This is a genomic window from Streptomyces sp. N35, assembly GCF_016464295.1.
In the GTDB taxonomy this organism is placed as follows: Bacteria; Actinomycetota; Actinomycetes; order Streptomycetales; family Streptomycetaceae; genus Streptomyces.
In genome coordinates, this window is sequence record NZ_JAEIMH010000038.1 from 5,923 (window position 1) to 31,472 (window position 25,550).

At 68.4% G+C, this 25,550-nt stretch carries 23 protein-coding genes; 8 read left to right on the plus strand and 15 right to left on the minus strand.

The genetic code is table 11. The annotated features are described in order from the left end of the window. The 9 genes from JAO81_RS21340 to JAO81_RS21380 all read right to left on the minus strand — a co-directional run. Window positions 1-592, minus strand: a 592-nt coding sequence (locus tag JAO81_RS21340) for an alcohol dehydrogenase catalytic domain-containing protein (protein ID WP_199549507.1), incomplete at its 3' end; no start/stop codon positions are given. Beyond that, window positions 589-1,407 carry a phosphonate ABC transporter, permease protein PhnE gene (phnE, locus tag JAO81_RS21345; protein WP_199549508.1) on the minus strand — a complete coding sequence of 273 codons (819 nt, stop codon included), beginning with the start codon at window positions 1,405-1,407 and terminating at the stop codon, window positions 589-591. The genes phnE and JAO81_RS21340, both read right to left, overlap by 4 nt. Continuing rightward, window positions 1,407-2,162: a phosphonate ABC transporter ATP-binding protein gene (locus tag JAO81_RS21350; protein ID WP_199549509.1), complete on the minus strand. Its 756-nt coding sequence runs from the start codon at window positions 2,160-2,162 to the stop codon at window positions 1,407-1,409. Before JAO81_RS21350 ends, phnE begins: the two co-directional genes overlap by 1 nt. Then, on the minus strand, window positions 2,162-3,076 hold the full coding sequence (locus tag JAO81_RS21355) for a phosphate/phosphite/phosphonate ABC transporter substrate-binding protein (protein WP_199549510.1): 915 nt from the start codon (window positions 3,074-3,076) through the stop codon (window positions 2,162-2,164). Before JAO81_RS21355 ends, JAO81_RS21350 begins: the two co-directional genes overlap by 1 nt. Window positions 3,077-3,168: 92 nt before the next feature. After that, on the minus strand, window positions 3,169-3,834 hold the full coding sequence (locus JAO81_RS21360) for an HAD family hydrolase (protein ID WP_199549511.1): 666 nt from the start codon (window positions 3,832-3,834) through the stop codon (window positions 3,169-3,171). Window positions 3,835-3,879: 45 nt separating this feature from the next. After that, window positions 3,880-5,001 carry a TIGR03364 family FAD-dependent oxidoreductase gene (locus JAO81_RS21365; protein ID WP_199549512.1) on the minus strand — a complete coding sequence of 374 codons (1,122 nt, stop codon included), beginning with the start codon at window positions 4,999-5,001 and terminating at the stop codon, window positions 3,880-3,882. Window positions 5,002-5,127: 126 nt separating this feature from the next. Continuing rightward, window positions 5,128-5,892 (minus strand): GntR family transcriptional regulator, encoded by a 765-nt coding sequence (locus JAO81_RS21370; protein WP_199549513.1) that lies wholly within the window; start codon window positions 5,890-5,892, stop codon window positions 5,128-5,130. Window positions 5,893-5,987: 95 nt separating this feature from the next. Further along, entirely contained in the window at window positions 5,988-7,340 is a 1,353-nt protein-coding gene (locus JAO81_RS21375; protein ID WP_199549514.1) for a hypothetical protein, read from the minus strand. A gap of 219 nt (window positions 7,341-7,559) precedes the next feature. Continuing rightward, entirely contained in the window at window positions 7,560-8,687 is a 1,128-nt protein-coding gene (locus tag JAO81_RS21380; protein WP_199549515.1) for an ROK family transcriptional regulator, read from the minus strand. Between the two features lie 47 nt (window positions 8,688-8,734). On the opposite strand from JAO81_RS21380, the gene JAO81_RS21385 reads away from it, so the two are divergent. Continuing rightward, the gene (locus tag JAO81_RS21385) at window positions 8,735-9,808 is read left to right on the plus strand and encodes a Gfo/Idh/MocA family oxidoreductase (protein WP_199549516.1); all 1,074 of its coding nucleotides are present in this window, start codon (window positions 8,735-8,737) and stop codon (window positions 9,806-9,808) included. Beyond that, window positions 9,805-10,266: a heme-degrading domain-containing protein gene (locus JAO81_RS21390; RefSeq protein ID WP_199549517.1), complete on the plus strand. Its 462-nt coding sequence runs from the start codon at window positions 9,805-9,807 to the stop codon at window positions 10,264-10,266. Before JAO81_RS21385 ends, JAO81_RS21390 begins: the two co-directional genes overlap by 4 nt. Before the next feature lie 67 nt (window positions 10,267-10,333). Here JAO81_RS21390 and JAO81_RS21395 read toward each other — a convergent pair whose 3' ends face one another. From JAO81_RS21395 to JAO81_RS21415, 5 genes are all read right to left on the minus strand, one after another. Beyond that, window positions 10,334-11,185 carry a fumarylacetoacetate hydrolase family protein gene (locus tag JAO81_RS21395; RefSeq protein WP_199549518.1) on the minus strand — a complete coding sequence of 284 codons (852 nt, stop codon included), beginning with the start codon at window positions 11,183-11,185 and terminating at the stop codon, window positions 10,334-10,336. A 158-nt stretch (window positions 11,186-11,343) separates the two neighbouring features. Then, window positions 11,344-12,090 (minus strand): YidC/Oxa1 family membrane protein insertase, encoded by a 747-nt coding sequence (locus JAO81_RS21400; RefSeq protein ID WP_199549519.1) that lies wholly within the window; start codon window positions 12,088-12,090, stop codon window positions 11,344-11,346. Window positions 12,091-12,210: 120 nt separating this feature from the next. Further along, window positions 12,211-12,519 (minus strand): DUF6412 domain-containing protein, encoded by a 309-nt coding sequence (locus tag JAO81_RS21405; RefSeq protein WP_199549520.1) that lies wholly within the window; start codon window positions 12,517-12,519, stop codon window positions 12,211-12,213. A 108-nt stretch (window positions 12,520-12,627) separates the two neighbouring features. Next, window positions 12,628-14,124 carry a sodium:solute symporter gene (locus tag JAO81_RS21410; protein WP_199549521.1) on the minus strand — a complete coding sequence of 499 codons (1,497 nt, stop codon included), beginning with the start codon at window positions 14,122-14,124 and terminating at the stop codon, window positions 12,628-12,630. Then, entirely contained in the window at window positions 14,121-14,294 is a 174-nt protein-coding gene (locus JAO81_RS21415) for a DUF3311 domain-containing protein (RefSeq protein ID WP_307813543.1), read from the minus strand. Before JAO81_RS21415 ends, JAO81_RS21410 begins: the two co-directional genes overlap by 4 nt. A 97-nt stretch (window positions 14,295-14,391) precedes the next feature. Between JAO81_RS21415 and JAO81_RS21420 the strand changes: the two genes are divergently transcribed. Both JAO81_RS21420 and JAO81_RS21425 read left to right on the plus strand, forming a co-directional pair. Beyond that, window positions 14,392-14,964 (plus strand): SigE family RNA polymerase sigma factor, encoded by a 573-nt coding sequence (locus JAO81_RS21420; RefSeq protein ID WP_199549523.1) that lies wholly within the window; start codon window positions 14,392-14,394, stop codon window positions 14,962-14,964. After that, window positions 14,961-15,917 carry a hypothetical protein gene (locus JAO81_RS21425; protein WP_199549524.1) on the plus strand — a complete coding sequence of 319 codons (957 nt, stop codon included), beginning with the start codon at window positions 14,961-14,963 and terminating at the stop codon, window positions 15,915-15,917. Before JAO81_RS21420 ends, JAO81_RS21425 begins: the two co-directional genes overlap by 4 nt. 33 nt (window positions 15,918-15,950) lie before the next feature. Here JAO81_RS21425 and JAO81_RS21430 read toward each other — a convergent pair whose 3' ends face one another. Next, window positions 15,951-16,721 (minus strand): class E sortase, encoded by a 771-nt coding sequence (locus JAO81_RS21430; RefSeq protein ID WP_199549566.1) that lies wholly within the window; start codon window positions 16,719-16,721, stop codon window positions 15,951-15,953. Window positions 16,722-16,986: 265 nt separating this feature from the next. On the opposite strand from JAO81_RS21430, the gene JAO81_RS21435 reads away from it, so the two are divergent. The 4 genes from JAO81_RS21435 to JAO81_RS21450 all read left to right on the plus strand — a co-directional run bounded on the left by JAO81_RS21435 (window position 16,987) and on the right by JAO81_RS21450 (window position 25,495). Then, on the plus strand, window positions 16,987-17,994 hold the full coding sequence (locus tag JAO81_RS21435; RefSeq protein ID WP_199549525.1) for a hypothetical protein: 1,008 nt from the start codon (window positions 16,987-16,989) through the stop codon (window positions 17,992-17,994). 186 nt (window positions 17,995-18,180) lie between these two features. Next, window positions 18,181-18,519, plus strand: coding sequence for a CU044_2847 family protein (locus JAO81_RS21440; RefSeq protein WP_307813537.1), 339 nt, complete (start codon window positions 18,181-18,183; stop codon window positions 18,517-18,519). Beyond that, window positions 18,512-22,597: a trypsin-like peptidase domain-containing protein gene (locus JAO81_RS21445; protein WP_199549526.1), complete on the plus strand. Its 4,086-nt coding sequence runs from the start codon at window positions 18,512-18,514 to the stop codon at window positions 22,595-22,597. The genes JAO81_RS21440 and JAO81_RS21445 overlap by 8 nt, the downstream gene beginning before the upstream one ends. Window positions 22,598-22,918: 321 nt before the next feature. Then, window positions 22,919-25,495: a Z1 domain-containing protein gene (locus JAO81_RS21450; RefSeq protein WP_199549527.1), complete on the plus strand. Its 2,577-nt coding sequence runs from the start codon at window positions 22,919-22,921 to the stop codon at window positions 25,493-25,495. Window positions 25,496-25,550 lie beyond the last annotated feature (55 nt).

Sequence of the window (25,550 nt, forward strand, 5' to 3'; positions counted from 1 at the left end):
CCCCGAGGGGCAGGCCCGGCCCCCGGCGCTTGGGGTCCGGGTCCGACGCGACCCCCTCGGCGCCGGCCTCCACCGCGACGGTGGCGCAGGAGGCCGGGGCGGCCACCTCGTCGGGCAGCTCGTCCGGTATGACGACGATCGCCGTACCGGGACGCAGGACGCAGTGGGTGGCGAACCCGCCGGTCAGCGGGGCGAGTTCGTCGAGGAGCTCATGTCCGTACTTGAACAGGGCCCGGCACTTCTGGGTGAGTCCGCGCCCGCACCGGTCGCAGTCGCCGCAGGACGCGGTGACCGACCAGACGACCCGGAGGCCGGGGACGAGCGGCGTACCGCCCTGGCTGGGGAGAGCTTGGGCGAACACGTCACCGCCTACGGCGAGCACCGTGCCGACCTGCTCGTGTCCGAGCACGCTCGGCGCGGGTGCGGTGCGGCGCCCGGTGGCCGTGTGCAGGTCGCTGCCGCAGACGGTCGCGAGGTCGATCCGGACGAGGACCTCACCCGGGCCGGGCTCGGCCGCCCCCCTCGTATCGACAAGGGTGAAGGGTAGTCCGGGCCCGTCCCAACGCGCGTACCGCACAAGGAGATCCGTCACGACAGCCGCGCCCGTACGAGAGCCGACAGGCGGTCCACCGCGATGATCAGCACGAGCACCACGATGATGTGGGTGAGCATCTCGTCGAACTTGAAGGTCCTGATGGACTGGTTGATCAGGAAGCCGATACCGCCGGCGCCGACCAGACCGAGGACGAGCGAGGACCGTACGTTGACATCGAAGCGGTACATCAGCAGCCCGGTGAGCTGCGGGGTCACCATCGGAAGCAGCGCGTGCGAGGCGACCTGGATCCGGCCGGCGCCGGCCGAGCGGAGCGCGGTGGCGGGCCCCGGGTCGACGTCCTCGATCGACTCGGCCCACAACTTGCCCATCACACCGACGTTGTGGCACACCAGCGCGAGCACACCCGGGAACGGGCCGAGGCCCACGGCCGTCACGAAGACCAGCGCGAAGACGATCTCGGGGACGGCCCGCAGGAAGGACAGGACCGAGCGCGCCGACTGGTAGACGTAACCCGGCGCCATGCCCCGGGTCGCGAGGAGCGCGAGCACCAGCGAGGCCGGCACCGACAAGGTGGTGCCGAGCAGACCGATCCACAGGGTGGTCCGCGCGCCTTCGAGGCTGGGCTTGAGCACCTCCCAGGAGAGGTTCGGCGGGAAGGCCTCGCCGAGGAAGTCCACCATGCCCTGCCAGCCTTCGGCGAAGGCGGTCACGGACATGCCGGTGGTGTTCCAGGCGAAGACATGGGCGGCCACGACCACGGCCGTGATCACCAGACCGATGATCTTCCGCTTCGGCTGCCGGGGCTTCGGCGGGACGGTCTGCTTGCGGACCTCCTGCTGCAGGACGGTCATCACACGGTCTCCGCGCTCTGTGTCTTGATCGGACCAGTCGGGGCGATCGGGGTGATCGGGGCGATCGGGCTGTACAGATGGTCGACCGGTTGATCGGGCGCGCCCTCGAGCGCCACATGCCCGTCGCGCATCCCGACGACCCGGTCGGCGTGCCGGGCGGCGAGCGCCGGCTGGTGCAGTACGGCGAGCACCGCCATGTCCTCGTCGTGCGCGAGCTCCGCGAGCAGCGCGAGGACCTGTTCGGAGGCGGCCGGGTCGAGGGCCGAGACCGGCTCGTCCGCGAGCAGCACCTTCGGCCGCTGGCACAGCGCGCGGGCCACGGCGACCCGCTGCTGCTGGCCACCGGAGAGGCTGCCCGCCTTGTCGTGCGCCCGGTCGGCGAGCCCGACCCGGTCGAGGCAGGCCATCGCCTCCTCCTTGACCTCGGCCGGGAACAGCGCCGGCACAAGGGACTTGTGCAGCGGCAGGCGGCCGAGCGCGCCCGCGCACACGTTGTCGAGGACCGAGCGCCTCCGTACGAGATGGATGTGCTGGAAGATCACGGCGATGTCGAGCCGGCCCGCGGGCTCGCCCCCGACCAGGACCTCGCCCGCGGTCATGGGCTGCAGACCCGCGGCGGCACGCAGGAGTGTGGACTTGCCGCACCCGTTGGCGCCGAGGACGGCGAGCAGTTCGCCGCGCCCGACGGTGACATCCACGCCGTACAGCACCTGCTGTGTGCCGTAATGCACCTTGATCCCGGTCAGGGCGAGCATCAGACGTCCTTCTCGCTCAGGTCGAGGTCCTCGGCGAGGTCGAACAGCGGCTGGTAGGTCTTGTTGTCGACCTTGATCAGCGGTCCCGCGGGGTCCACGTCGAGCAGCTTGCCGATCTCGGCGACCTTGTCGGCGGGCAGTTCGAGCAGCGCCTTCTGCAGGGCTTGCTTGAACTCCGGGTCCATGTCGCCGCGTACCGTGATCGGGTCGTTGGGGATCGGGTCCGAGGTCCACACCTGGCGGAACTTCGCCTGGTCGAACGTGCCCTCCTCGGTGGCGACGGCGAGCTGCTGCGAGTTGATCTCGGCGGCGTCGACCTTGCTGTTGGTCAGGGCGAGCAGCGCCTCGGGGTGACCGCCCGCGTAGTCGACCTTGACGTCCTTCTCGGCGAGACCGGCGTCCGCGATCGCCTGGCGCGGCAGCGCGTCGCCGGAGGTGGAGCCGGGCGAACCGAGCGCCAGGGACTTGCCCTTGAGGTCCTTGACGGACTTGATGTCCGAGTCCTTGGGGACCCATATGCCGGCGGTGTACGTGGAGAGCTTGCCCTCGGCGTCACCGAACGAGGCGAGCGCCTCGGCGTCGGCGCGCTTGCTGGCGAAGACGTAGCCGAGCGGGCCGAACATGCCGATGTCGAGCTTGCCGTTCTCCATGGCGAGCACCTCGGCCGAGTAGTCCTCGGTGATGGTGAGTTCGACCGGGCAGTCGAGCTGCTTGCTGAGGCCGTCGGCGAGGGCCTCGGCTGCGGGGGTCAGCTTGGAGGGGTCCTCGAACGGCTCGACGCCGAACCGGATCTTGCCGCCCGGGCAGGTGGCCGAAGCCTTCCCGCTGTCGGTGCCGTCATCGCTGCCGCAGGCGGCGGTGAGGGCCAGGGAGGCGACGAGAACGCCGGCGAGGGTGAGTCGGCGCAGGGACATGGTGGTCTCCGGGGTGAGAGAGCAGGAAAGGCAGGAAGAGGGGTGGGCGGCCCGTGCACAGGGCCCCGGGCCGCCCGGCCGGAAAGGTGGGGCTAACGCGCCATCGACTCGAACGCCGCGATGGCGTCGGGGAGTTGGGCGACGGAGGGCAGGACGTGCGTGGCGCCCGCGTGCTTCAGAGTCGGCTCGTCATGGGCGCCGGTCAGGACCCCGGCCACCAGACCGGCCCCGGAGCGGACGCCGCTGAGCATGTCGTACGCGGTGTCGCCGGCCACGGCGATCTGCCGCACCCCGTCCACGGCGCCGGTGCGCAGGAACGCGGCGAGCACCATGTCGGGGTAGGGGCGGCCGCGGCCCGCGTCGGCCGGGCACAGGGTGCGGTCCACCAGGTCGTGCCAGCCGAGTGCGGTGAGGATGGCGTCCTGGGTGGTACGGGCGAACCCGGTGGTCAGGACCACGGTCCGCCCTTCGGACTTGAGGCGGCCGATGGCCTCCTCGGCGCCCGGCAGCGGCGCGATCCTGCCGCCGTCGACAAGTTCCCCGTAGGCCTGCTCGAACGAGACGTTGGCGAGCTGCGCCTTCTCCTCGTCCCCGAACAGCGCCCGGAAGACGGTGATCTTCGATTCGCCCATGGTGTCGCGTACGTACCGCAGCTTCTCGGCGTGGTCGGCCGAGCCCGGCTCGACGCCGAGCCGCTCGGCGGCCTTGCCGGAGGCCTGCTCCACCAGACCGCCCTCGGCGACGGTGGGGCCGGCCATGGCGGGGGCGACGGGATCGAGGTGCGGGGTGGTTCGTCATATGGCTCACCATCCGAGGGAGTTGGCCGTGGTCTCGGCGATCGCCGGTGAACAGGTCATGCCGCGCCCACCGGGCCCGGTGACGAGGGTGACGCCCTCGCGCAGCCGCTTGCGGTGCACGATCGGATCCGCGCCCCTGGTCTGCGCGTACACGCCGGCCCAGCGTCGGCGGATCTTCGGCAGCGGCCGCCCGAGCAGCCCCTCGGCGACCTTCACCAGGTGCTCGTACGGGTCCTCGACGGTGTCGAAGGCGAAGGGGTGCTCGTACTCGTGGGTGTCGCCGATGGTCAGCGAGCCGTCGAGGCGCTGCACCATGAGCAGCTGCATCTTGTGCGCGGCCGCGACCTCGGGCTGCGCCTGGCCGGAGTTGAGCGCGTCGAGGGCCTCGCCCGCGTACGCCGGGTAGTAGCGGAAGCTGTCGGCATCGGCGACCGTCGTGGTCAGTTCCTCGCCCAGCGGGTCGGTCTGCATCATCTGCAGGCGGACCTTGCGCACCGGAAGGTCGGGGTCGAGTTCGCGGATCAGCCCGCTCAGCCAGGCACCGGTCGCCAGGATCACGTGGTCGCCGTGGTGGATGTCCCCGTGGTCGTCGCGGACGGCGTTCTCTCCGACCACGTCGCGTATCTCGCGTCCGGGCAGGAAGGTGTAGCGGCCGGTGGCCGCGAGCGCCTCGCGCAGGGCGAGCTGCGCGGTGCGCGACTCGACGGCGGCGTCCTGCTCGCAGTACAGCGCGGCCTCGAACCCGCCCCGCAGCGCCGGGTTCAGCGCCCGCGCCTCGGTGGCACTCAGCAGCTTGAACCCGCGCGCACCGGCGTCCGCGCGGGCCACCGCGGCTTCCGCCACGGCCAGTTCGGCGGCGGTACGTACGGGAGTCAGCGACCCGTTCGCGCGAAAGCCCACCTTCGGGACGCGGGCGCCGATCTCCTGCCACAGCTCGCGGGCGCGCAGCGCGACCTCCAGCTCGGGCCCCTGGGCGCGCCCGCCCACCCACACCAGACCGAAGTTTCGCAGGGACGCTCCGCGCGCCTCGGCCTCCCGCTCGATCTGGACGACCTCATGGCCGCGCTCGACGGCCTGCCAGGCGTGCATCGTGCCGATGACTCCGCCGCCTACAACGATGACTCTCATGGCCCATACGGTCCGGGGGGCGCATGACCCGGACCGGTCCTGTCGGCAACGGGACGGTGAACGACCCCCCAAGCTTGGACTAGACCCGTTATCTTTACGTTACCAAACGAGGCGCCGCACCATCTCCTATCCCTGCACCCCGAGTTGAGCCGTGAAGCTGAACCGGTCCCCGCGGAACAAGGTGCGCACCCGCTCCAGCCGCTCCCCGTCGGCGTCCCGCGAGATCCGGTGGATCAGGAGCATGGGCAGGGCGGGCGGCGTCCCGATGAGCAGCGCCTCGCGCGGGGTGGCGAGCACCGTCTCGATCCGCTCCTCGGCCGCCCCGAACCCGATCCCCAACTCCTCACGCAGATAGGCGTAGAAGGAGGAGTCGGGCTCGAAGTCCCGGTCGAGACGCGGCACTCGGGCGACGGTCACATACGTACTCTCGAGCCCGACGCGCTCCTCGTCGGCGAGCAGCACGCGCTCCAGGTGCCATACGGGCTCGCCTCGCTGGGCGCCCAGTTCCCGGGCAAGGGTTTCCGGACACGGAAAGCGGTCGAGCGAGATGAGCGTCCGGCCGGGCCGGCGCCCCTGCCGGCGCACCCCTTCCGTATAGCTCGCGAGCGCGAGCGGCTGCTCCAGCTTGGGCCCCGCGGCGACGGTCCCGCGCCCGGCCCGCCGCAGCCGCCCTTCGAGCACGAGCTCCCTGAGCGCCTGCCGCACGGTCTCGCGGGCCACCTCGTAGCGCAGCGCCAAGTCGCGTTCGGCGGGAAGGGGTTGGCCCTCGGAAAGGCCCTCGACCAGTTCACCGATCCGGGCCTTCACGGCGTAGTACTTGGGGATCCGTCCGTGCTCGGGAATCCCGGCTCTGACGGGGGCTCCGGGGTGCTGGTCGTTCGGGTAGTCCACGGGGGAACCCTATGCGCACCCGCACACGAAGCGGTGCCCGTGCCTTCGGCTGGAAAGGCACGGACACCGCTTTCGGACGGTGGCGGGTCGGCTGGTCAGCGCCGTCGGAACCGGCGCCGAGATCCCACCACAAGAGCTCCGCCGCCGAGGAGGAAGGCGCCGGCGGTAGCCCCAAGCCCGAGCAGCGAGTCGTCGCCGCTCCGGCCTGTCTTTGCGAGTTCCTCCGGGGTGCGCGCGACACCCTTCCTGGAACTCCCCGAAATATCGAAGACGTAGTCCTCGGACTCCCCCACCCACTCGCCGTCGTCCTCGCGCCGCTGCACCACGGCGAGGCTCGCGGTGACGCGGTTGGCCCCGGTGTCGGCCGTGAACCGCAGCCGCACCGGCACGGTCACCGACTCGCCCGCGGGGATCGAGAACCCGCCGAACCCGTCGTCGAAGACCCCGACGTGCTCGTCGACGTCCGTCCGCTCGAACGGAACCGGATGCCACTTTCCGTCCGGCGTCCGGAACTCGAACTCGGCCTGCGCGGACTGCAGATCACGGTCGCGGTCGAGGAAGACGATGATCGGGTGGATGTTGCGGCAGGTGTCGTCCGAGGTGTTGGTCAGCTCCACCGACCAGTTCTCGAAGCCACCGCCCGGGTGGTACGTGGTCGGCCCGGGGTTGATCGACGACTCGATCGGGAAGTCGTCGCTATCCTCGGCGGAACACGTGGACTGCAGACCGGCCGCGGTGTCGGTGAGCCCCTGCTTGGGCACGGGCTGGACGGCGGGCTGCCGCGGCTGCTCAACGCTGGTGACCACGGGGGTGTTGCCCGTGCCCGAGTCGGTGTCTGCGCCTGTGTCGGTGCTGTCGGACGTGTCGGTGCTGTCGGTGGCGTCAGCGCTGTCGGTGGCGTCAGCGCTGTCGGTGCCGTCGCCGGAGTCGACTGCCGGGATCACGGAGGTGCCGGTGTCGGTGGCGGTGGTGTCGGTCGCGTCACCGGCATCGGTGGCGTCAGTCGCGTCGCCCGTGTCGGCGGTGTCGGCGGTGTCGGCGGCATCCGTCGCGTCACCGGCATCGGCGGTGTCCGTCGCGTCCGAGCCGGTGTCCGTACCGGAGGTGTCCGTGGAGTCCCCGGTCGCGTCCGGCTCACCCACGGCGCCGACGTCCTCACCGGTTCCGAGGTCGGTCGCGGCGTCCGCATCCGTCGAGGAGTCCGAGGCATCCGCCGCATCCCCGGCGTCCGCGGGGGCCGCGGGGGCGCCGGCATCCGAGGCGTCCGCGGCATCCGACGAATCCGCCGCCCTCGTCTCACAGTCCTGAGCCGTCCCAAGGACCGCAAGGCTCAGGCAGTTGGTCGTTCTGAGCAGCGGATCGTCATCTGCCGACGCCGGCACCGCGACCACCGCAGGGGAGAGTGCCGCGGCGGTGACGCCGACAGCGAGAACACTGCGCAGTCGCATGGAGGAGACCTTTACGGAGCACGGAACAGAGGGACCCACCCACGCACCGATCCATGGAACAAGCCCGCACGCCCCGGGCAACCAGGACATGCGAACCTCCGGCCGAATCAGCCGTAAGTGGCGTGCGTGACCCTGCCACGCGCGCGCGGCCTCTCGCGCGCGCCACGGCCCCGTGGGGCCGAATGGCCGCCAAATGCCCCTCTATCAGCCCAGTTTCCGTCAATTCCGATTGGCGGGAAAGGCCACATTCGCTCGCCCGAACAGGGGCGCAAGGACCAGTTGTGCGGCCCCTTCGGCCACCAGCCGTCCGCCCCCTTCGGCCTCCCGCACCGGCACCTCGACCGTCGGCCGCGCACGCCCGCGGACCACGTCCGAGACACCCCGTACAAAAATCTCCGGGGCCCGCTCGACCGTGCGGCCACCGAGAAGTACGAGGTCGATGTCGAGCAGCCCGACGAGATTCGCGGCGCCTTCGCCCAGCACCCGCGCCGCCCTCCCGAGCTCGCCGGCGGCGACCGCTTCGAGGCAGAGCGCCTCGATGCAGCCGCGGTTGCCGCAGGAGCAGGGGGCGCCGTCCAACTGCAGCACCTGGTGGCCGAATTCGCCCGCCCCCGTGCGATCTCCCCTATATAGAGCACCGCTCAGGACGAGACCGGACCCAAGTCCCGTACCGAGATGGAGATACGCGAACGCACCGCCGCCGGAGGGGCGGGCCAGGGCCAGTCCGAGCGCCGCCGCATTGGTGTCCTTGTCGACGACGACCGGCGCGCCGAGGCGCTCGGCCAGCGCGTCGCGCAGCGGGAAGCCGTCCCACTCGGGGAAGCCGGTCACCTGGTGGAGGACCCCGCTGCGGTGGTCGAGGGGGCCCGGCAGGGCGACACCGACGCCGAGAACGGATTCGCGTACGGCGGTGAGCGCTGCGACCTCGCGGGCCACGGCGGTGAGGACCGCATCCGAGCCGGCGCCCAGATCCAGGGGGGCGGCGCGCTCGGCGACCACCGCACCCGAGAGGTCCATGAGCACCGCGACGAGCGCGTCCCGGTCGAGGTGGATGCCCACCGCGTGCCCGGCCCCGGGTGCCAGGCGCAGGACGGTGCGCGGCTTGCCGCCGGTCGAGGCCCTGCGGCCCGCCTCCGCGGCGAGGCCCTCGTCCCGCAGCCGTCCGACGATCTTGCTGACGGCCTGCGGGGTGAGCCCGGTCCGCTCGGCGAGCTCGAGGCGGCTGATGCCCTCCTCGCCCGCGCCGCGCAGCAGGTCGAGGACGAGCGCGGCGTTGTGTCCGCGCAGGGCAGGGAGGTTCACGCCTGGGGTGCCGGTATGCGGTGAGATGGGGTTCACGCCCCCCATTCTCCTGTTCGCTTGCACTTTGGCAACAGCGTTGTTTAAGTAGAAGCATGACTTCCACGCTCAGGGTCGGCCTCGTCGGCTACGGCCTCGCCGGTTCCGTATTCCACGCCCCGCTGATCGCCGCGACCGAGGGTCTGACGCTCGACACGGTGGTCACGTCCAACCCCGAGCGCCAGGCTCAGGCGCGCGCCGAGTTCGGCGACGGGCTGCGTTTCGCCGCCTCGCCGGACGAGCTGTGGGCGCGGGCCGACGAGCTCGACCTGATCGTGATCGCCTCGCCGAACAAGACCCACGTCCCCCTCGCCACGGCCGCGCTCAAGGCCGGTCTGCCGGTCGTCGTGGACAAGCCGATCGCCGGTACGGCCGCCGAGGCCCGTGAGCTCGCGGCCCTGGCCGACGAGCGCGGACTGCTGCTCTCGGTCTTCCAGAACCGCCGCTGGGACAACGACTTCCTGACCCTGCGGAAGCTGATCGCCGACGGTGAGCTCGGTGAGATCCAGCGCTTCGAGTCCCGTTTCGAGCGCTGGCGTCCGCAGCTCAAGGGCGGCTGGCGTGAGTCGGGCAACCCCGAGGAGATCGGCGGTCTGCTCTACGACCTCGGCAGCCATGTCGTCGACCAGGCGCTGACCCTGTTCGGCCCGGCGGTCCAGGTGTACGCGGAGGCCGATGTGCGCCGCCCGAACGCCGAGACCGACGACGACACCTTCATCGCGGTGACCCACGCGAACGGGGTGCGCTCGCACCTGTACGTCTCCGCCACCACCGCCCAGCTCGGCCCGCGTTTCCGTGTGCTCGGCTCGCGTGCCGGTTTCGTCAAGTACGGCCTCGACCCGCAGGAGGCGGACCTGAAGGACGGCGAGCGCCCGTCCGCCGACGGCACCTGGGGCACCGAGCCCGAGTCTCTGTGGGGCCGCGTCGGCTCCGGTGAGTCCCCGCTGACCGGCGGCGGCCGCCCCGAGCCCAGCCTGGCGGGCGACTACCCCGCGTACTACGCCGCGGTCGCCGCCGCCGGACGGGGCGGCGCCCCCCACCCGGGCACCCCACACGAGGCGGCCGGCGCCCTCGACGTCCTGGAAGCGGCCCGACGTTCGGCCCGCGACGGTGTGGCGGTGCAGCTGTGAGCGCCCCCACCGTCGAGGAGCTCGAGGCACAGGAACAGCGCCTTGTCCTGGACCACTTCACGCATGACGACGCCTGGGAACTGGGCTCGATCCTGGTGAAGATGGCGCGCGAGCGCCGGGCCCCGGTCGCCATCGACATCCGCCGCGGCGGCCAGCAGCTCTTCCACGCCGCGCTGCCGGGCTCGACCCCGGACAACGACGCGTGGATCGACCGCAAGCGCCGGGTCGTGGAGCGTTACGGCTGCGCGTCGTTCCTGGTGGGAGCGCGCTTCCGGGCCAAGGGCACGACCTTCGAGGAGTCCTCGCGGCTCGACCCCGATACGTATGCCGCGCATGGTGGCGCGTTCCCGATCGCGGTGCGCGGGGCGGGTGTCATCGGGACCGTGGTGGTCTCCGGGCTTCCGCAGGCGGAGGACCACGCGATGGTGGTCGAGGCCCTGGAACGCTTCACCTCTTGAGTGCGTACGAGGATGGGGCGCCCTTTTCGCAAAGGGCGCCCCATCCTCGTATGCCGTGAAAGAACCGCTACGCGTCCTTGAGCTCCTGGCGCTGGCGGCCGAGACCCTCGATCTCCAGCTCCACCACATCACCGGCCCGCAGATACGGCTTGGGCTCCGGCTCGCCCATCGCGACACCCGCCGGCGTACCGGTGTTGATGATGTCGCCCGGGTAGAGCGTCATGAACTGGCTGACATAGCGCACCACTTCGGCGACCGGGAAGATCTGGTCGGCGGTGGAGCCGTCCTGCTTGAGCTCGCCGTTGACCCAGAGCTTGAGGGCGAGGGCCTGCGGGTCGGCGATCTCGTCCGCGGTCACGAACCAGGGGCCGAGCGGGTTGAACGTCTCGCAGTTCTTGCCCTTGTCCCAGGTGCCGCCGCGCTCGATCTGGAACTCGCGCTCCGACACGTCGTTGGAGACCGCGTATCCCGCGACGTGCGCGAGCGCCTCCTCGTGCGACTCCAGGTAGCGCGCGGTGCGGCCGATCACGATGGCGAGCTCCACCTCCCAGTCCGTCTTCACGGACTTGCGGGGGATGAGCACGGTGTCGTTCGGGCCGACGACCGTGTCCGCGGCCTTGAAGAAGATGATCGGCTCGGCGGGTATCTCGGCGCCGGTCTCCCGGGCGTGGTCGTGGTAATTGAGCCCGATGCAGACCACCTTGCCGATCCGCGCGAGCGGCGCACCGATGCGCTGCCCCTCGGCGTCGAGCACGGGGAGGGTCGCGGCGGCTTCCCGGATCCGGGTCAGCCTGGCCTCGTCGGCGAGGAGTTCGCCGTCGATGTCCGCGACGATCCCGGACAGGTCACGCAGGGTGCCGTCCTGGTCCAGCAGCGCCGGGCGTTCCGCTCCCGGGTTTCCGACTCGCAGCAGCTTCATCGTTCACTCTCCTGTGGTCGAAGGGTGCCGATGGGTTGCGGCCATCGGAGCTTTGGCCGATCCTCCAAGAAATAGGTCCAGCCCGCAATACCCCGTTCACGTACTGGACCGTCACAAGGTGTGATCTCTCGGGGCACTCCCCGGCACCCCCGACGCTCTCAGACGGCCGCCGCAAGGGCGGTCGGGGGCATGTCCCGGTAGAGGAAGTACCGTTCGGCGGCGCTCCATGTGGTGCTGGTCACCACGTACAGCGCGGCGGCGAGCGGGACCACGGCCACCGTGAACAGGGTCAGGAACGACATCAACGGCATGAACTTCAGCATCGCGCCCATTCCGGGCGGGGTTTCGGCACCCGCGGCCGGCGCGGTGGCCATCTGCAGCTTCGTACGCCGGTAGTTGAAGGTGGCCACGGCGGCCACGAGCACGAACAGCGCCACATAGACCAGACCCGCTCCACCGAAGAGCCCGCCGTCCGCCAGCGCGTCATGGAAACGCCCGCCGAGCGGTGCGGCGCCCAGGGTGTGGCCGAGCAGCGGGTTGGCCTCGCCGCCGATCTCCTGGTTGGAGAACAAGTGGTACATCAGGAAGAAAGCAGGCAGCTGCAGCAGGCTCGGCAGACAGCCGGACAGCGGCGAAACCCCTTCCTGCTTGTGCAGTTCGAGCATCGCCTTCTGCAGCTTCTCGGGGTTCTTGGCGTGCTTCTTGCGCAGTTCGGCGAGTTGCGGGGCGAGCTTGGTGCGGGCCTTCTGGCCGCGGGCCGCCGCACGCGACAGAGGGTGTACGGCCAGGCGTACGGCCATCGTGAACAGAATGATCGCCACCGCCACGGACGCGCCTTGGAACAGCGGGTGGAGCGCGTCGGCGAGCTGGTCGACCACGTCGGCGAAGCCACTGAAAACGGACATGCGGGGCCCCTTCGGGGAGTCTCGTCGTACCGGAAATGCCGGTGGACCGGCGGGTTTTCGGCGTGACGGACCGCGTAAGGGGGCAGGCAGATGCCCTGCTCAGATAAAGACGAGGATGGCTTACGCGGCCGTCGGGACGAGACGCCCCGGTGCTCGCGGACGCGAACGTCCCGCGGCGTCCGGATCGCGCTGCGGCAGGAAAGCCGTACGGTGCTCACGGTCGCGGATCGCGGTGCGCACCCGGGCCGGCTGCACGGCCGGCACGGAGCGCGAGGCGATCAGCGCGCTGACGGCGAGCGCGGTACCGGCCGCGGCGGTCGCGGCCAGGGCGACGGCGGCGGAGAGCGGGCCCGCGTCGGTGAGCAGCACCTGCGTCACGAGCAGGAGCAGCAGTCCGGTGACGCGCAGATCCTTGAACCTGTCGATCACGGCTGCCTCCTCTCGCGTATCGCGTACTGCTCTTGGCTGTCTGCTGCTCTTAGTCGCGTACTGCTCTTAGTCGCGCGCTGCTCGGTGATCGCGCGCTTCTCCTGAATCCTACGCGCCGGCCGGCTCGTCCACGAGGGGCTCTTTGGCCAGCACCGCACGGTTGGGACGTACGTCACGGTCCTTGGGCCCTGCCCAGGTGACCACGAGCGCCACCGCGATATTCGCGGCGAGAGCCACCAGCCCCGCGTTGATCCCCCACACCGGGTCGTTCTCCGTGAAGACCAGCGCACAGACGATCACGACCCCGACGGCCAGACCGCTCAGCGCCGCCGCCGTGGTGAGCCGGCGCCAGACCAGGCCGAGCAACAGCATCGGCAGGAGCTGTGCCATCCCCTCGTACGAGATGAGCGAGAGCCGGACGAGGGTGTTCGGGGCGGCATACGTCATGATCAGCGCGAGCGTGCCGGCGATCACGACCACCACCTGGGACGCGTTCTTCTGCCGCTCCTGACTGTGCAGCCGCGGTACGTGGCTCAGCACGCTCCTGCCCCACATCGTCCCGATGACCAGCATGAACACGGCCATCGGCACGATCGAGGAGAGCGCGGCCGCGACCCCGATGACCCCCACCGCCCAGGCGGGCAGCGAGTCCACGACCAGCTTGAAGAGCGCCAGATTCGAATCCGCGCCCGCGAGAGAGGGGACGACGAAGAGCGCCGCCATGCCGAGCAGCATCGGGACGAAGAGCAGGATGTTGTACGCGGGGAGCAGGATGGCGTTGCGGCGCAGGGCGTCGGCGTTGCGGGCGCCCAGGTAGCCGGCGACGGTGGTCGGGAAGATCACCACGGTGAAGGCGTTGAGCACGGTGGTCGAGGCGAACCAGGCCATCCCCAGACCGCTCTCGCCGTGCCCGGGAAGCGTCAGCCAGTCGCGCTTCTGCTCGACGAGGCGGTCGAGGAACGGCCCGTATCCATCGAAGTAGTGCAGCGGCACGTAGATCGCGAGGAAGGCGAGCGTGCCGATGACCAGCACGTCCTTGAGCACCGACACCCAGGCGCTGCCGCGGAGCCCGCTGACGACCACGAAGCCGGTGGTGATCGCGAAGGCGAGGAAATAGGCCCAGTTGAGGCTGATCGTGCCGTACGAGATGGTCGAGACGACCACGCCCATGCCGGTGATCTGCAGCTGGATATAGGGGAGAAGGAAGACCGTGGCGAGGACGGCGACGGCGGCGCCGAGCCAGGGCTTTCCGTAGCGGTGGCTGATCATGTCGGTGATGCCGACGAGTTGGTGGTCGCGGGCGTACGCCCAGAGCATCGGTCCGACCACGTAACCGACCGCGTAGCCGCAGGACATGTACGCGACGACGTACAGGACGGGTGCGCCGTAGTTGTATCCCCAGCCGGCGGCCCCGAGGTAGCTGAAGCTGGTGTAGCCCTCACCGGCCATCAGCACCCAGATGAACACGGCCCCGAGGCTCCGCCCGCCGACCGACCACTCGGCGAGCCCGCCCTGGCCGCCTCGGCCGCGGACGGCGAGCAGGCCGAGGGCCACGGTGGCCACCATGAACACGGCGAAGACGGTGGTGGCGATGGCGGCGTTCACTGCCCGGCCCTCGCCTTCCGGTCCCCGCGCCAGGTCATCCAGACGGCGAACGGGGTGAGCACGGTCGCTCCGATCAGCCAGGCGAAGAAGAACGGCAGCCCGAGGACGGTGGGTTCGACCCGGTTGACGAACGGCAGGGCGCCTGCGTACAGGACGAACGGGAGGAGCAGCCACAGGAGGTGGGGGCGAGCGATCACGCGAAGGAGCCTACGGGCCGGGCAACCGAATCCGGCGGAACGGTGGTCTGGAGGTCGAGGGGGTGCAGACATGAGAGCCGATGAAGAGGACGGCTACCGGGAGTTCGTCAGGGCGTCCTGGCCGCAGCTGGTGCGCACGGCGTATCTGCTGACGGGCGATCTCCACCATGCGGAGGATCTGACGCAGACGGCACTGGCCAAGGCGTACCGCTCGTGGCGCAAGGTGTCACGCACCAGCCGGCCCGAGGCGTACGTCCGCAGGATGCTGGTCACGTGCAACAGCGACCGGTTCCGCAAGCGACGCGTCGGCGAGCACCTCACGGCGATACCGCCGGATGTCGCGGGCCCCTATGACACCGCGGCACAGGTCGACGACCGCGGCAGTCTGCTGCGGGCGCTGGCCCAATTACCGCCCAGGCAACGGGCGGTGGTCGTGCTGCGGTACTGGGAGGACCTCTCGGAGAGCGAGGTGGCCGAGGTGCTCGGCTGTTCGCCGGGCACGGTCAAGAGCCAGGCGGCGAAGGGGCTTGCGAAGCTGCGGGCCTGTCCGGAGCTGGCGGTTTCGGTGGACGACGGACAGGGGCCGGCTCCGGTGACGGATACGGCCGGTGGGATGACGACGACTCGGGGAGGGGCCCGGTGAAGGACTTCACGAAGGGCGATGCATTCGGGGGCGCACCGGGGACTCCGCTGGAGGAGCGGCTGCGGGAGCTCCTGACCGAACAGGCCCGGGCGGTACGGCCGGACGAGCCACCGCTCGACGCGATCGTGCGGCGTGGACGCGACGGCCGGCGGCTGCGTGCCGTCGTGACGGCCTCGGCGTTGGCGGTGGCGATCGCGATGCCCGTGGGCGCGTACGCGGTCGGCTCGGACGGTAACTCCCCTGCCGCTACCGGCCCTTCCCCCACCAAGGTCGATGCCCCGCCCGCGCACACCACGCCGGAGCCGACACCGGACCCGGCTCCCCCGGGCCCGCAGCCGCCGGCCTCCCCCGGCCAGTTGACGGACGGGATCACCTTCGAGCAGGCGGCGCAGGGACTGGAGAAGTGTCTGGCGCACAACCGCGAAATGGACAAGCTGAGCAGCCTGCCCAATGACCTGGGCAAGGCCGAGGACTACCGGATCCTGCTCGCGCACCGGAGGACCGGTGACGACAATGCGCCCGGTGACGGCTTCTGGGTGGTCGCGACGACCGAGAAGCCCCGGTCCGGCCGCGTCATCTGCCCCATCGAGAACGGTGAGGCGACGGGCATCAACAGCGGTGCGGACGAATGGTTCCCGGAGTACGGCGCCGTCCACCCCGACCTCAACGGAGACAAGCTCAACAAACAGACCATCATCACCAGCGACGGCTGGCGGCTCCCCTTCCGATGGGGCACCATCGGCCAGGTCAGGGCCTCGGTCGACCGGGTGACGGTGACATACGGCGGCAAGACCGTCGAAGCGTCCCTGGACCACGGCTGGTACGCGGCGACCGGCATCCTCGAGAAGCAGCCGACGACGGCCCCGCACATCAAGGGCTATGACGCAGCCGGCTGGCAGATATACGACTCGACCACGGACAAGCACTACCAGCACGCGCTGCCGAAGAGCTGACCGCCTTCGGATGGGGGAAGCAGCTCGGCGCCGTCACCGCTGTTTGACGGCGCTGAGCTTGCCCCACACCACGAGCCGGTACTTGGACGTGTACTCCGGGGTGCAGGTGGTCAGCGTGATGTAGAGCCCGGGCTCGCTGTACCCGTACGAGGGCTTCACGATGCTGCGCGGCACCTTCGCGATCACGCCGCTGTCGCGGGCGCTGGTCTGCGGCAGGGTCCGGTCCACGGTGTACGTGAAGGTCGCGGCCCTGGTGTCCACCGTGATGCGGTCCCCCTTGCCGAGCCGGTTGATGTAACGGAACGGTTCGCCATGGGTGTTGCGGTGCCCGGCCAGCGCGAAGTTCCCGGCGCCGCCGGGCTGCGCGCTTCCCGGGTAGTGGCCCACGTATCCCTTGTTGAGCACCCCCTGCTTGCTCACGCCCTGGGCGACGGGGACGCGTACGCCGAGCTTGGGGATGGAGAGCACGGCGTAGGCCTGCTCGTAGTCGGGGGTACGGGGGGCGGCGGGCTTCCGCTCGGTCGTGGGCTGGTGGTTGCCCTCGTCGGGCGGAGGTTCGGCCAGTTCACCGAGGTCCTCGGGCGCCGCGGCCTGTTCGTCCTCGTCGCCGGCACCCGTCGCTGCCGCCTGGTCCGTCTCCCATTCCCTCTCCAGCGCCTCGACCTTCCGCTCGGCCCCCTCCCTGGCCTGCCGGTTGGTCCACCACAGCTGGTGGACGACGAGCAGCAGCAGCACGACGCCCACGGTCACGGTGACCTCGGCGCCGGTCCACAGCCCCCGCAGCCAGGGGGTCTGCCGCCGCATCCGAGGGGACTGCCGGCTCCCGCGGCCGCCCTGCACGACCACCGGAATCCGCTCCCGACTCCGCACCCGCACGGCGCCTCCCCTCCTCGCAGGGCTGCAGGGTAGGTCGGAAGTGGACAAGTGACCAGGCCGGTGCGGAGGTTGGGGCGCCCGGCCGGACCGCCGGGCGCGAGGGCCGCGACACGGCCATGGACGCGGGCACGGCCCGAACGTCGTACCGATGGGTCCTGCCGAAAGGGCCGGCCCGGGCAGTACGGTGAACCTCATGCGCCCCGACACGCCTGCCGATTCCACGGATCACACCGCCGAAGCCGAGCGTCTGCTGCGCACCGCGGCGCAGTACCCCGAGGACGCCGAGCACCTGCTGCTGCACGCCGCCGCCCACTTGGAGCTGGCCGGCGACCGCCCCCAGGCCACGACGCTCTACGACCGGCTCCTGGCCGGTGAGCTGGAGGATGCGTCCCTGGTCCGCGCCTTGAAGGCCGCCAACCTCTGGGAGTACGGCCACGAGGCGGAGGCCCGGGCCATCATCGAGGGCCTCCGCACGACGGCCCCTCGCTCCCCTGAGGCGTGGGTCATCGCCGCGGAATCCCTGGAATCCCACGACGAACTGACCTCGGCACAGGAGGTCTTCACCGAGGGGGTCGAGCTCCTGACCGTCCAGGGCGAGGAAATCCCCTACGACTGCCGCCCGCTGCTCCTCGGCCGCCACCGCGTCCGCCGCCTGCTCGCCCTCCCCCACGACGTCTGGGACGTCCTCGCGGACGACGCCCACTCGTCCTCGTCCCCCATCTCCCTGGACGAACTCCACGACCCGAAGCGCACCTGGGCCCTGGGCTCATCGGACCCGGAGGAACTGAGCGCGGAAATCGCCCGCCTCCGCGCAGAACTGGGCACGTTCCGCGCGGCCCTCTCCCGCCCGTTCCCGGTAGCGGTCCTCCACTGGCCATCAACGGAACTCACAGAACTCCTGGCCGCGTACCCGACCCTGACCTCGGAATACCCGTCCCACGAGGACCACTTGTCGACCATAGAGTCCTCACTCCGAGAGCTCGCAGCATCGGGAACGGAAAACCTCGGCATCGTCACGGCCACAGTCCCCTCGTACGAGGCCTTCGCCGCCTCGGAGGGCACGTCCCCGGCGGACACTTCCCTACTCCCGCAGTACGCGACGACACTTGCGGCACGGGGGCGGGCGGTGGCTTGGCCGCCTCGGGGGGTGTGTTGGTGTGGGTCGGGGGCGGCTTATGGGGGGTGCCACGGAGTGGAGTAACCATCGTCTCCCACTGCCCCCAACGTGAAGCCCGCCCGTTCCAAGGCTCCAGCCGTGAACGGTCAGGATCGCCGCTTCGGAGGGCCAGGTCTCACGGCGCTCGCGCGGTAGCGGCTCAGACCGGTCGTCATGGTTCAGGGCATGCAGGTACCTTCTTGGAACGCGATAGTGGTGATGGGGGGACGTGTGGCATCCCAAGTGGTGTCCTACAAGCTCGATTCGGACATGGTTGTGGAGTTCGAAATTGAGCCATCGGACGATTGGCAGCTTGTCGGGACTGATCCAATCCTGAATCGCGTTCAAGACTCGGTCCGTCCGGCCGTGGAGGCGGCACGCACGGTACTGGATCAGTTCGTGCGCCTCCGTCCAGCTGAAGTAGAGGTGACCTTCGGCGTGAAGGTCAACGGGTCGGCGAACTGGCTCATTGCCAAGGCTGCCACGGAGGCCAACTTCGGTGTGAAGTTGACTTGGCGGCCGGATCCGGACTCGGCGGGAGGCGAGGACGAGGACGTCAGCAGTGAGTGAAGCTGTCTCACAGCAAGGATTGGGCCCGCCGTCGGATCCGTGGGTAGCGGCCATTCACCTGAGCCGGAACGACTCCAGCCCTCTCGGCTCAGGGTTCCTCATTGATGCGCATCGTGTGTTGACCTGTGCACACGTGGTGTATTCCGGCGAGCAGGCACGTCCTGAACTGTGGGTGGCTTTCCCTAAGGCTGATGACTTGATGCACCAACGGATCAAGGTGCAGAAGGTTGAGTCACCTCCCGCGAAGGATCAGAGTCAGATGGACGTCGCGGTTCTGGTATTGACCGATCCGGTCTCTACGAAGTTCGCCGCCCCCTTGCTCTGTCCGGAGTCCCGGGAGTTGGTGAAGAAACGTTGGTGGGCTTTCGGCTTTCCCGACGGGATCCTGGGCGATTCGGCCGGCGGGCTCATCGGAGAATCCCTGGGCTACGGCTGGGTAAGGCTCGACAACACCGGCGGTGACGGTGTTCAGGCCGGCTTCAGCGGCGGCGGCCTCTGGTCACCGGACTACGGGGCTGTAGTGGGGCTCGTGGCGCAGGGCAGAAGGAGGGACGGCTCCGCGCGCGCCATCACCATGCGAGCTCTCTCCGCATGCCTACCGGAACAGCATCTCAATCTGCTCACGGAATGGTCCGCCAAGAAGGCCGGTGATGTTGCCCTGTCGGCTTGGGGGTGGTGCCTGTCGAAGGATCCGGAGTCGGGGAAGCATTGGCGGCCCCGAGCCCGCGGGGTCGGATCGGATGCCGAGCGCGGTCATCGCTTTTGCGGTCGAACAGCGGCCTTGAGGGCCATTATCGAGTGGGTCACCGATTCCGTTGGAGATCAGCGTCAGGTCCTGCTCGTCACAGGTTCCCCTGGGGTTGGGAAGTCGGCGGTGCTGGGTCGAGTCGTCACAACTGCCGATCCTGAGATCGCTGTCTTGCTCCCGGAGCACGACGATGCGCTCCGTGCGCCCGTCGAAGCTGTGGCCTGCGCCGTGCACGCTCGCGACAAGACAGCACTGGAAGTTGCCCGAGAGATCGCCACTGCCGCTTGCGCACCGCGTCCGAATACGGCGGAAGAACTCCCCACCCTGTTGCGGGACGCCTTGGGCAGTCGCACACTCGGCAGGTTCTCGATTGTCATCGACGCCCTGGACGAAGCCCGCACTCCGGACGACGCACGGATGATCATGCGGCACATTGCCGTCGCGACAGCGGAGAGCTGCGCCGATCTGGGAGTACGTGTCGTCGTCGGGAGTCGACGTACCGATGACCGCGGCGACCTTCTCGCTCCATTCGGAGCCGCCCTTAGGATCATCGACCTCGATACACGCGACTACTTCGAGCAACAGGACCTGACTCGCTACACACTTGCGGCACTTCAGCTCCTGGGTGATGAGCGACTGGACAGCCCGTACGCTGATGCATCTGTTGCCGAACCGGTGGCCAACCGGATTGCCGAGATGGCGCAGGGTAACTTCCTCATTGCCGGCCTGGTCGCGCGGAACCATGGCCTTCACGATCGGCAGAGGGTCGATGTCTCGGAAGTGCGTTTCACAACAACCGTCGAGGCAGCACTGCGCGATTATCTTGCCCACCTTCCGAGCGTGGATGGCATCGCCGCACTCGACCTGCTGAGCGCGCTTGCCTACGCAGATTCCCCCGGGCTCAGCGTAGAACTATGGCGTACGACAGTCGTCGCTATGTACGGATCCGCTCCCGAGCTGTTGGCCTTGAGTGCATTCGCCCGAACCTCTGCGGCGGTCTTTCTGGTGGAGTCCAGCGATCCTGGTGCCGCCACCGGCTGCTTTCGACTGTTCCACCAAGCATTGAACGAAGCACTTCTGGCGGGCCGGGCGGAGGGGGGACTTCTCGACCAAGACGAGGCCCGCATCGCGAAGTCATTCATGAGTCTAGGTTCACAGGGCTGGCAGAACGCCCCTGAATATCTCTTGAGATCGTTGCCACACCATGCGGTTCGCGGCGGAGTTCTTGATGAATTGCTCGAGGACGAGGAATACCCTCTCCACGCAGATCTGCGTCGCCTTATTCCGGCGGTCAAGCACGCGACCTCACCTTCGGCCCGTGCCCGTGCGAGGTTGCTCCGGGCAACCCCACAGGCGCTGGATGCCTCACCGGCGGACCGAGGCGCACTGTTCAGCGTGACCGAAGCGCGTGAACACCTGGGACGCAGCTTCCTCGACAGTCCCGTGCCAACCCCGTATCGAGCCATCTGGGCCGTTGGAGCGCCCCACGCCGACGACATCGTCCTGGACGGCCACACGGACTGGGTCAACACTGTATGTGCCGTCCCGACAGAGGGACGGACGGTGTTGGCCAGCGCGGGCAACGACGGCAGCGTTCGGCTGTGGAACCCCGACACCGGTGAGGAAACACGCCTCCTCAATGCACACGCCGGTGCAATCCGGGCCATCTGCCCGATCCCCACCGAGCAAGGCACCCTCCTGGCCAGCGCGGGCAACGACGGCGTCATTCGCCTCTGGAACACCGCCAGCGGTGACACTCGCCTCACCATCGAGGGACATACAGGGTGGATCACTGCCCTGTGCGTAATCGATTCGGACGGGCACACCCTCATGGCGTCGGCCGGCACCGACGGCACCGTTCGACTGTGGAACCCCGACACCGGTGAGGAAACACGCCTCCTCGATGCACACGCCGGTGCAATCCGGGCCATCTGCCCGATCCCCACCGAGCAAGGCACCCTCCTGGCCGGCGCGGGCGACGACGGCGTCATTCGCCTCTGGGAGCCCGGAACCGGAAACGTGGTGCGGGTCCTGAACGACAGCGCAGGGTGGGTCACGGCGCTCTGCTCGATCGCCCTCGACGGGCACACGGTGTTGGCATCAGCACACATCGAAGGCCCGATCCTTCTGCAGAGGATCGACGGCGAAACCGTGCGGAGTCTCGACGGCCCAGGCGGTCTCATCAGCACGTTGCGTCCGGTCGAGGTGGACGGACGCGCCCTGCTTGCGTCCGCCGGAAACGACCGGTTGATTTACCTGCACGATGCGACCACCGGAGTCGTCGTGCGTGTGCTGGAGGGACACACGGACGACGTACAGGACATCTGCCTCATGGTGTCGGAGGGCCACACGCTGCTGGCATCAGCCGGTAACGACAACACGGTACGGCTTTGGGACACCGGCACCCAGGGGGCGGTGACGATGGCCGAACCCCTTGAAGCCGTCGAAGCCCTGTGCCTGGTCGAGGGGGAGAACGGAGCCCTGCTGGCGACCGCCGGTCATGGCGGCACCCTGCGCCTCTGGGACCCTGACACCGGACAAATCCGATTCACCATCAAAGGTCACGTCGGTTCAATCACCGCGCTGTGCACCATCGATTTGGCGGGGCGCACCCTGCTGGCCTCGGCCGGCAGCGACCGCACAGTCCGACTGTGGGACCCCAACACCGGTGAAGCCGTGCATGTCCTTGAGATGGATTTCTGGTCCGTAAGGGCAATGTGTCAGGTTTCGTCGGCAGGAAGTTCTCTACTGGCCGCCGCGGATGACAACGGGGTTGTGCGCCTGCTCACCCCTGATCGCGGTGAGACGCTGCACGTCTTGCCGGCCCTACGTGATCGAGCGGTGCTGAATCTGTGCTCCGTGGTAGCGGGCGAGCACACATATCTCGCCACGGCCTGGGACAACAACGCAGTGGCTCTGTGGGATACGCAGAGCGCCACGGTTGTGTGGGAACTCGAGGGGCATACGGACTGGGTGCGCAGTATCTGCACTGTCTCCGTTCAAGGCCGTACATTGCTGGCGACGGCAGCCGAGGACCGCACGGTGCGGCTGTGGGCGCCTGACACTGGTGAAGCCGTTGCGACTCTCGAAGGGCACACAGCTGGGGTGAGCGCCGTGTGCAGCATCACAGTCGACGCCCGAACCGTCCTGGTGTCCACCGGTGACGACAGAACGGTGCGTCTCTGGGACCCAGAACTCGCCCAGGAAGCCGCAGTCATTCCAGTGCGCTCGCCCGTACTGTCCCTCGCTCCGCACGGGCAACGGGTGTTCACCGGATTTCCTGATGGGCTGCTGGCCCTGGCGCTGGATTGCGCGAGGGCCGGCCGATGATCTCGGTTTTCGCGTCAGTGCGTCGCTCATCTGCACAGCAGGGGGTTTGCGATCCAAAACGCGCCCCCTTCTCCCACAGCCCCTGCAGCTGCCTGACAAGCCGCTGGCAGTCGCGCCCACTCGCCCAACGCACCTGCGGCCCTGCACGCGTTCGAGCAACACTTGAGACAGCAGCAAAGCAACTGACCCGACAAGCACGACATCGGAAGCCGGAGCCACCCAGCTATCACGGAGTCGTGCGGTAACGACGGAACCATCACCAACCGAGTCCCGGGCCACTGGCCGGATGACGCGAACGAGAGCAGGGAACGGCAGACTCGCATGGCAGACGATTTCGACTCGATGTACGACACGTTCAGGGCGCTCCTGGACGCGTTTCCTCCGGCCGAGTCCGTCAAGCGGCTGGAACAGTTCGGCATTGCCCCCGAGGTCGTACAGCAGATCCGCGACCGGCACGAGCAGCAGAGAATTCGCATCAAGGAGCTCGAGGAACCTCATGCGGTGATTCAAGGAAACCGCGATACCTGGTACACGGGACCGCAGGCCAAGGACAAGTGTTGGCCCGCCTTGGTCGACAGGCTTCGCGAAGACGGCTGGCCTCAGGAACCTGCCATCAGCAGCCTCGACGACTCCTCGACTCGCGTCGTTTCGCTGCTGAATCATCCGAAGGAGAAGTCATTCTCCACACGTGGGCTCGTGGTCGGCTACGTACAGTCCGGCAAGACGACCAACTTCACGTCCGTCACGGCGAAAGCCGCCGATCGCGGCTACAAACTCTTCATCGTCCTGGCCGGCGTCCACAACGGGCTCCGTCGACAGACCCAGGCACGCCTTGTGCAACAGCTCGTCGAGCCGAACCCTTCGCTGTGGTCTCAGCTGACCGGTCCGGAGAAGGACTTCACCCCGCAGGAGAATCCTGCCTCGTATTTCGGCAAGAGCAACAAGACCCACGTGCTGTGTGTGGTGAAGAAGAACGCGACGGTCCTCCGAAAACTGGCTCGATGGCTGGAGAAGGCCTCGGCCTACCTCGAGGACTGTCCTGCGCTGATCATCGACGACGAGGCCGATCAGGCCACTGTGGCAACCAAGTCGATCAATCCCCTGATCCTGAAAATCATGGGGCACCTTCCCAAGGCCGCGTACGTCGGATACACGGCCTCCCCATTCGCCAACCTACTGATCGACCCTGCCGCCGCAGATCTGTACCCCAAGGATTTCATCGTCAACCTGCCTCAGCCCGCGGGGCATTTTGGCACCGAGGTCCTGTTCGGTCGGTATGCACTCGACGGCGAGGATCCGGAGCAGGTCGACGACGGGCACGACATGATCCGCTCAGTACCGAAGACCGATGTCCCTGCCGTTCGGCCCATGACCCGGGCCGATGTCGACGGGTTTGAGCCTGTCATCACCGACACCCTGCGAAGAGCTGTGCAGTACTTCTGGCTGGTGACCGCCGCCCGACGCGTGCGTCGAACAGGCAACGCACACAACACAATGCTGATCCATACCAGCGTCAACACCGCGGTCCACAACAGCTTCAAGAGGCCTCTGGAATTTCTCCGCAACCAGGCGGCAGGGTCGTTGGCGAACCCCACCTATCTCGCCGCGCTGCGAAGCCTGTGGGACGAGGAAACCGAACGCGTGCCGGCAGAGGACTTCGGAGAGGCGAAGGTGCCGTTCGAGGAACTCGTTCCTCAGCTGGCCGAGGTTCTCGACAGTTGCCGCATCATCATGGACAACTCCAGCAGTGAGGACCGCCTCGATTACGAGAACGGCCCGGTCGTCGCCATCGCCGTAGGCGGCAACACGCTCTCTCGCGGACTCACCCTCGAAGGGTTGTCCGTCAGCTATTTCGTACGTTCTGTCTCTGCGTACGACACCCTGCTCCAGATGGGCCGCTGGTTCGGGTTCCGCAGTGGATACGCCGACCTGCCACGGACCTGGATGACGGATGACCTCGCCGAGTGGTTCCGTCACCTGGCCACAGTGGAGACCGAGATGCGCCGTGACATCGACATCTACATGACCGAGGACGAGACCCCTCTGAGCTTTGCCGTTCGCCTGCGCACACACCCGGTATTGCGCGTGACAGCAGCAGCCAAGATGCGCGACGCTGTCATCGCCGCCTCCTCTTATGGCGGCAAGCGAGTACAGACCCGCTACTTCCACACGAACGCCCGATGGCTGCTGGGGAACCAAGAAGCAGCACGCACCCTGGTTGCCGCAGCTGCCGCCAATACGCACAGGGTGGAGGAGCGCCCCACGGAGGGACGTTACGTCTTCCGAGACGTACCCCACGATTTCGTGCTGAATTTTCTTTCCAGCTACAAGTTCCATGCGAAGTCCCAGGAGAACAACGCCGAGTTGATCAGCAAGTACATCCGCGAGCGAGTAGTAAGTGCGGGCTCTCTGGGGCGCTGGAACCTAGCCATCGTGGGCAACCCCGCAGGAAGGACTGGCGACTTCAGTTTCGCGCCCGGCGTGGCCGTTGGGCTGAACAATCGCGCTCGTCTCGCCTTGTCGAATCCGGACCCGGATTTCGCTGACATCAAGACACTGATGAGCCGAAGGGATGCGGCAGTCGACCTCGCCGGCGACTCTACGAAGCTGAGCGAGAAGGAGATCACGGAAGCTCGACGCGCCCAGCTCCCGGACACTGGTCTGATCGTCCTGTATCCGATCGACAAGATGTCCGAACCCATCCCGTCGAAGAAGCTCCGCGCCCCACTCAGCGCCGAGGAGCACGTGATCGGCGTCGGCTTGGTTTTTCCGGCACCGTCGAACCGTGACAGCACCGTGGAGAGTTACATCTCCGCGGACCTCTCGAAGGTGGACATCGAGGAAGACATCGAGATCGAGGAGGAGGACTACAGCTTGTTCGACAACGAAGCAGTATGACCAGCGTCGCAATAAAGCCGGACACCCATCCCGAGTGGCGAGCACGACGGCGTTC

Coding starts and splice junctions, on each gene's coding strand:
- phnE (WP_199549508.1), bottom strand. CDS start 1,407: ATGACCGTCCTGCAGCAGGAGGTCCGCAAGCAGACCGTCCCGCCGAAG.
- JAO81_RS21350 (WP_199549509.1), bottom strand. CDS start 2,162: ATGCTCGCCCTGACCGGGATCAAGGTGCATTACGGCACACAGCAGGTG.
- JAO81_RS21355 (WP_199549510.1), bottom strand. CDS start 3,076: ATGTCCCTGCGCCGACTCACCCTCGCCGGCGTTCTCGTCGCCTCCCTG.
- JAO81_RS21360 (WP_199549511.1), bottom strand. CDS start 3,834: ATGGCCGGCCCCACCGTCGCCGAGGGCGGTCTGGTGGAGCAGGCCTCC.
- JAO81_RS21365 (WP_199549512.1), bottom strand. CDS start 5,001: ATGAGAGTCATCGTTGTAGGCGGCGGAGTCATCGGCACGATGCACGCC.
- JAO81_RS21375 (WP_199549514.1), bottom strand. CDS start 7,340: ATGCGACTGCGCAGTGTTCTCGCTGTCGGCGTCACCGCCGCGGCACTC.
- JAO81_RS21380 (WP_199549515.1), bottom strand. CDS start 8,687: ATGGGGGGCGTGAACCCCATCTCACCGCATACCGGCACCCCAGGCGTG.
- JAO81_RS21385 (WP_199549516.1), top strand. CDS start 8,735: ATGACTTCCACGCTCAGGGTCGGCCTCGTCGGCTACGGCCTCGCCGGT.
- JAO81_RS21395 (WP_199549518.1), bottom strand. CDS start 11,185: ATGAAGCTGCTGCGAGTCGGAAACCCGGGAGCGGAACGCCCGGCGCTG.
- JAO81_RS21400 (WP_199549519.1), bottom strand. CDS start 12,090: ATGTCCGTTTTCAGTGGCTTCGCCGACGTGGTCGACCAGCTCGCCGAC.
- JAO81_RS21420 (WP_199549523.1), top strand. CDS start 14,392: ATGAGAGCCGATGAAGAGGACGGCTACCGGGAGTTCGTCAGGGCGTCC.
- JAO81_RS21430 (WP_199549566.1), bottom strand. CDS start 16,721: ATGCGGCGGCAGACCCCCTGGCTGCGGGGGCTGTGGACCGGCGCCGAG.
- JAO81_RS21435 (WP_199549525.1), top strand. CDS start 16,987: ATGCGCCCCGACACGCCTGCCGATTCCACGGATCACACCGCCGAAGCC.
- JAO81_RS21450 (WP_199549527.1), top strand. CDS start 22,919: ATGGCAGACGATTTCGACTCGATGTACGACACGTTCAGGGCGCTCCTG.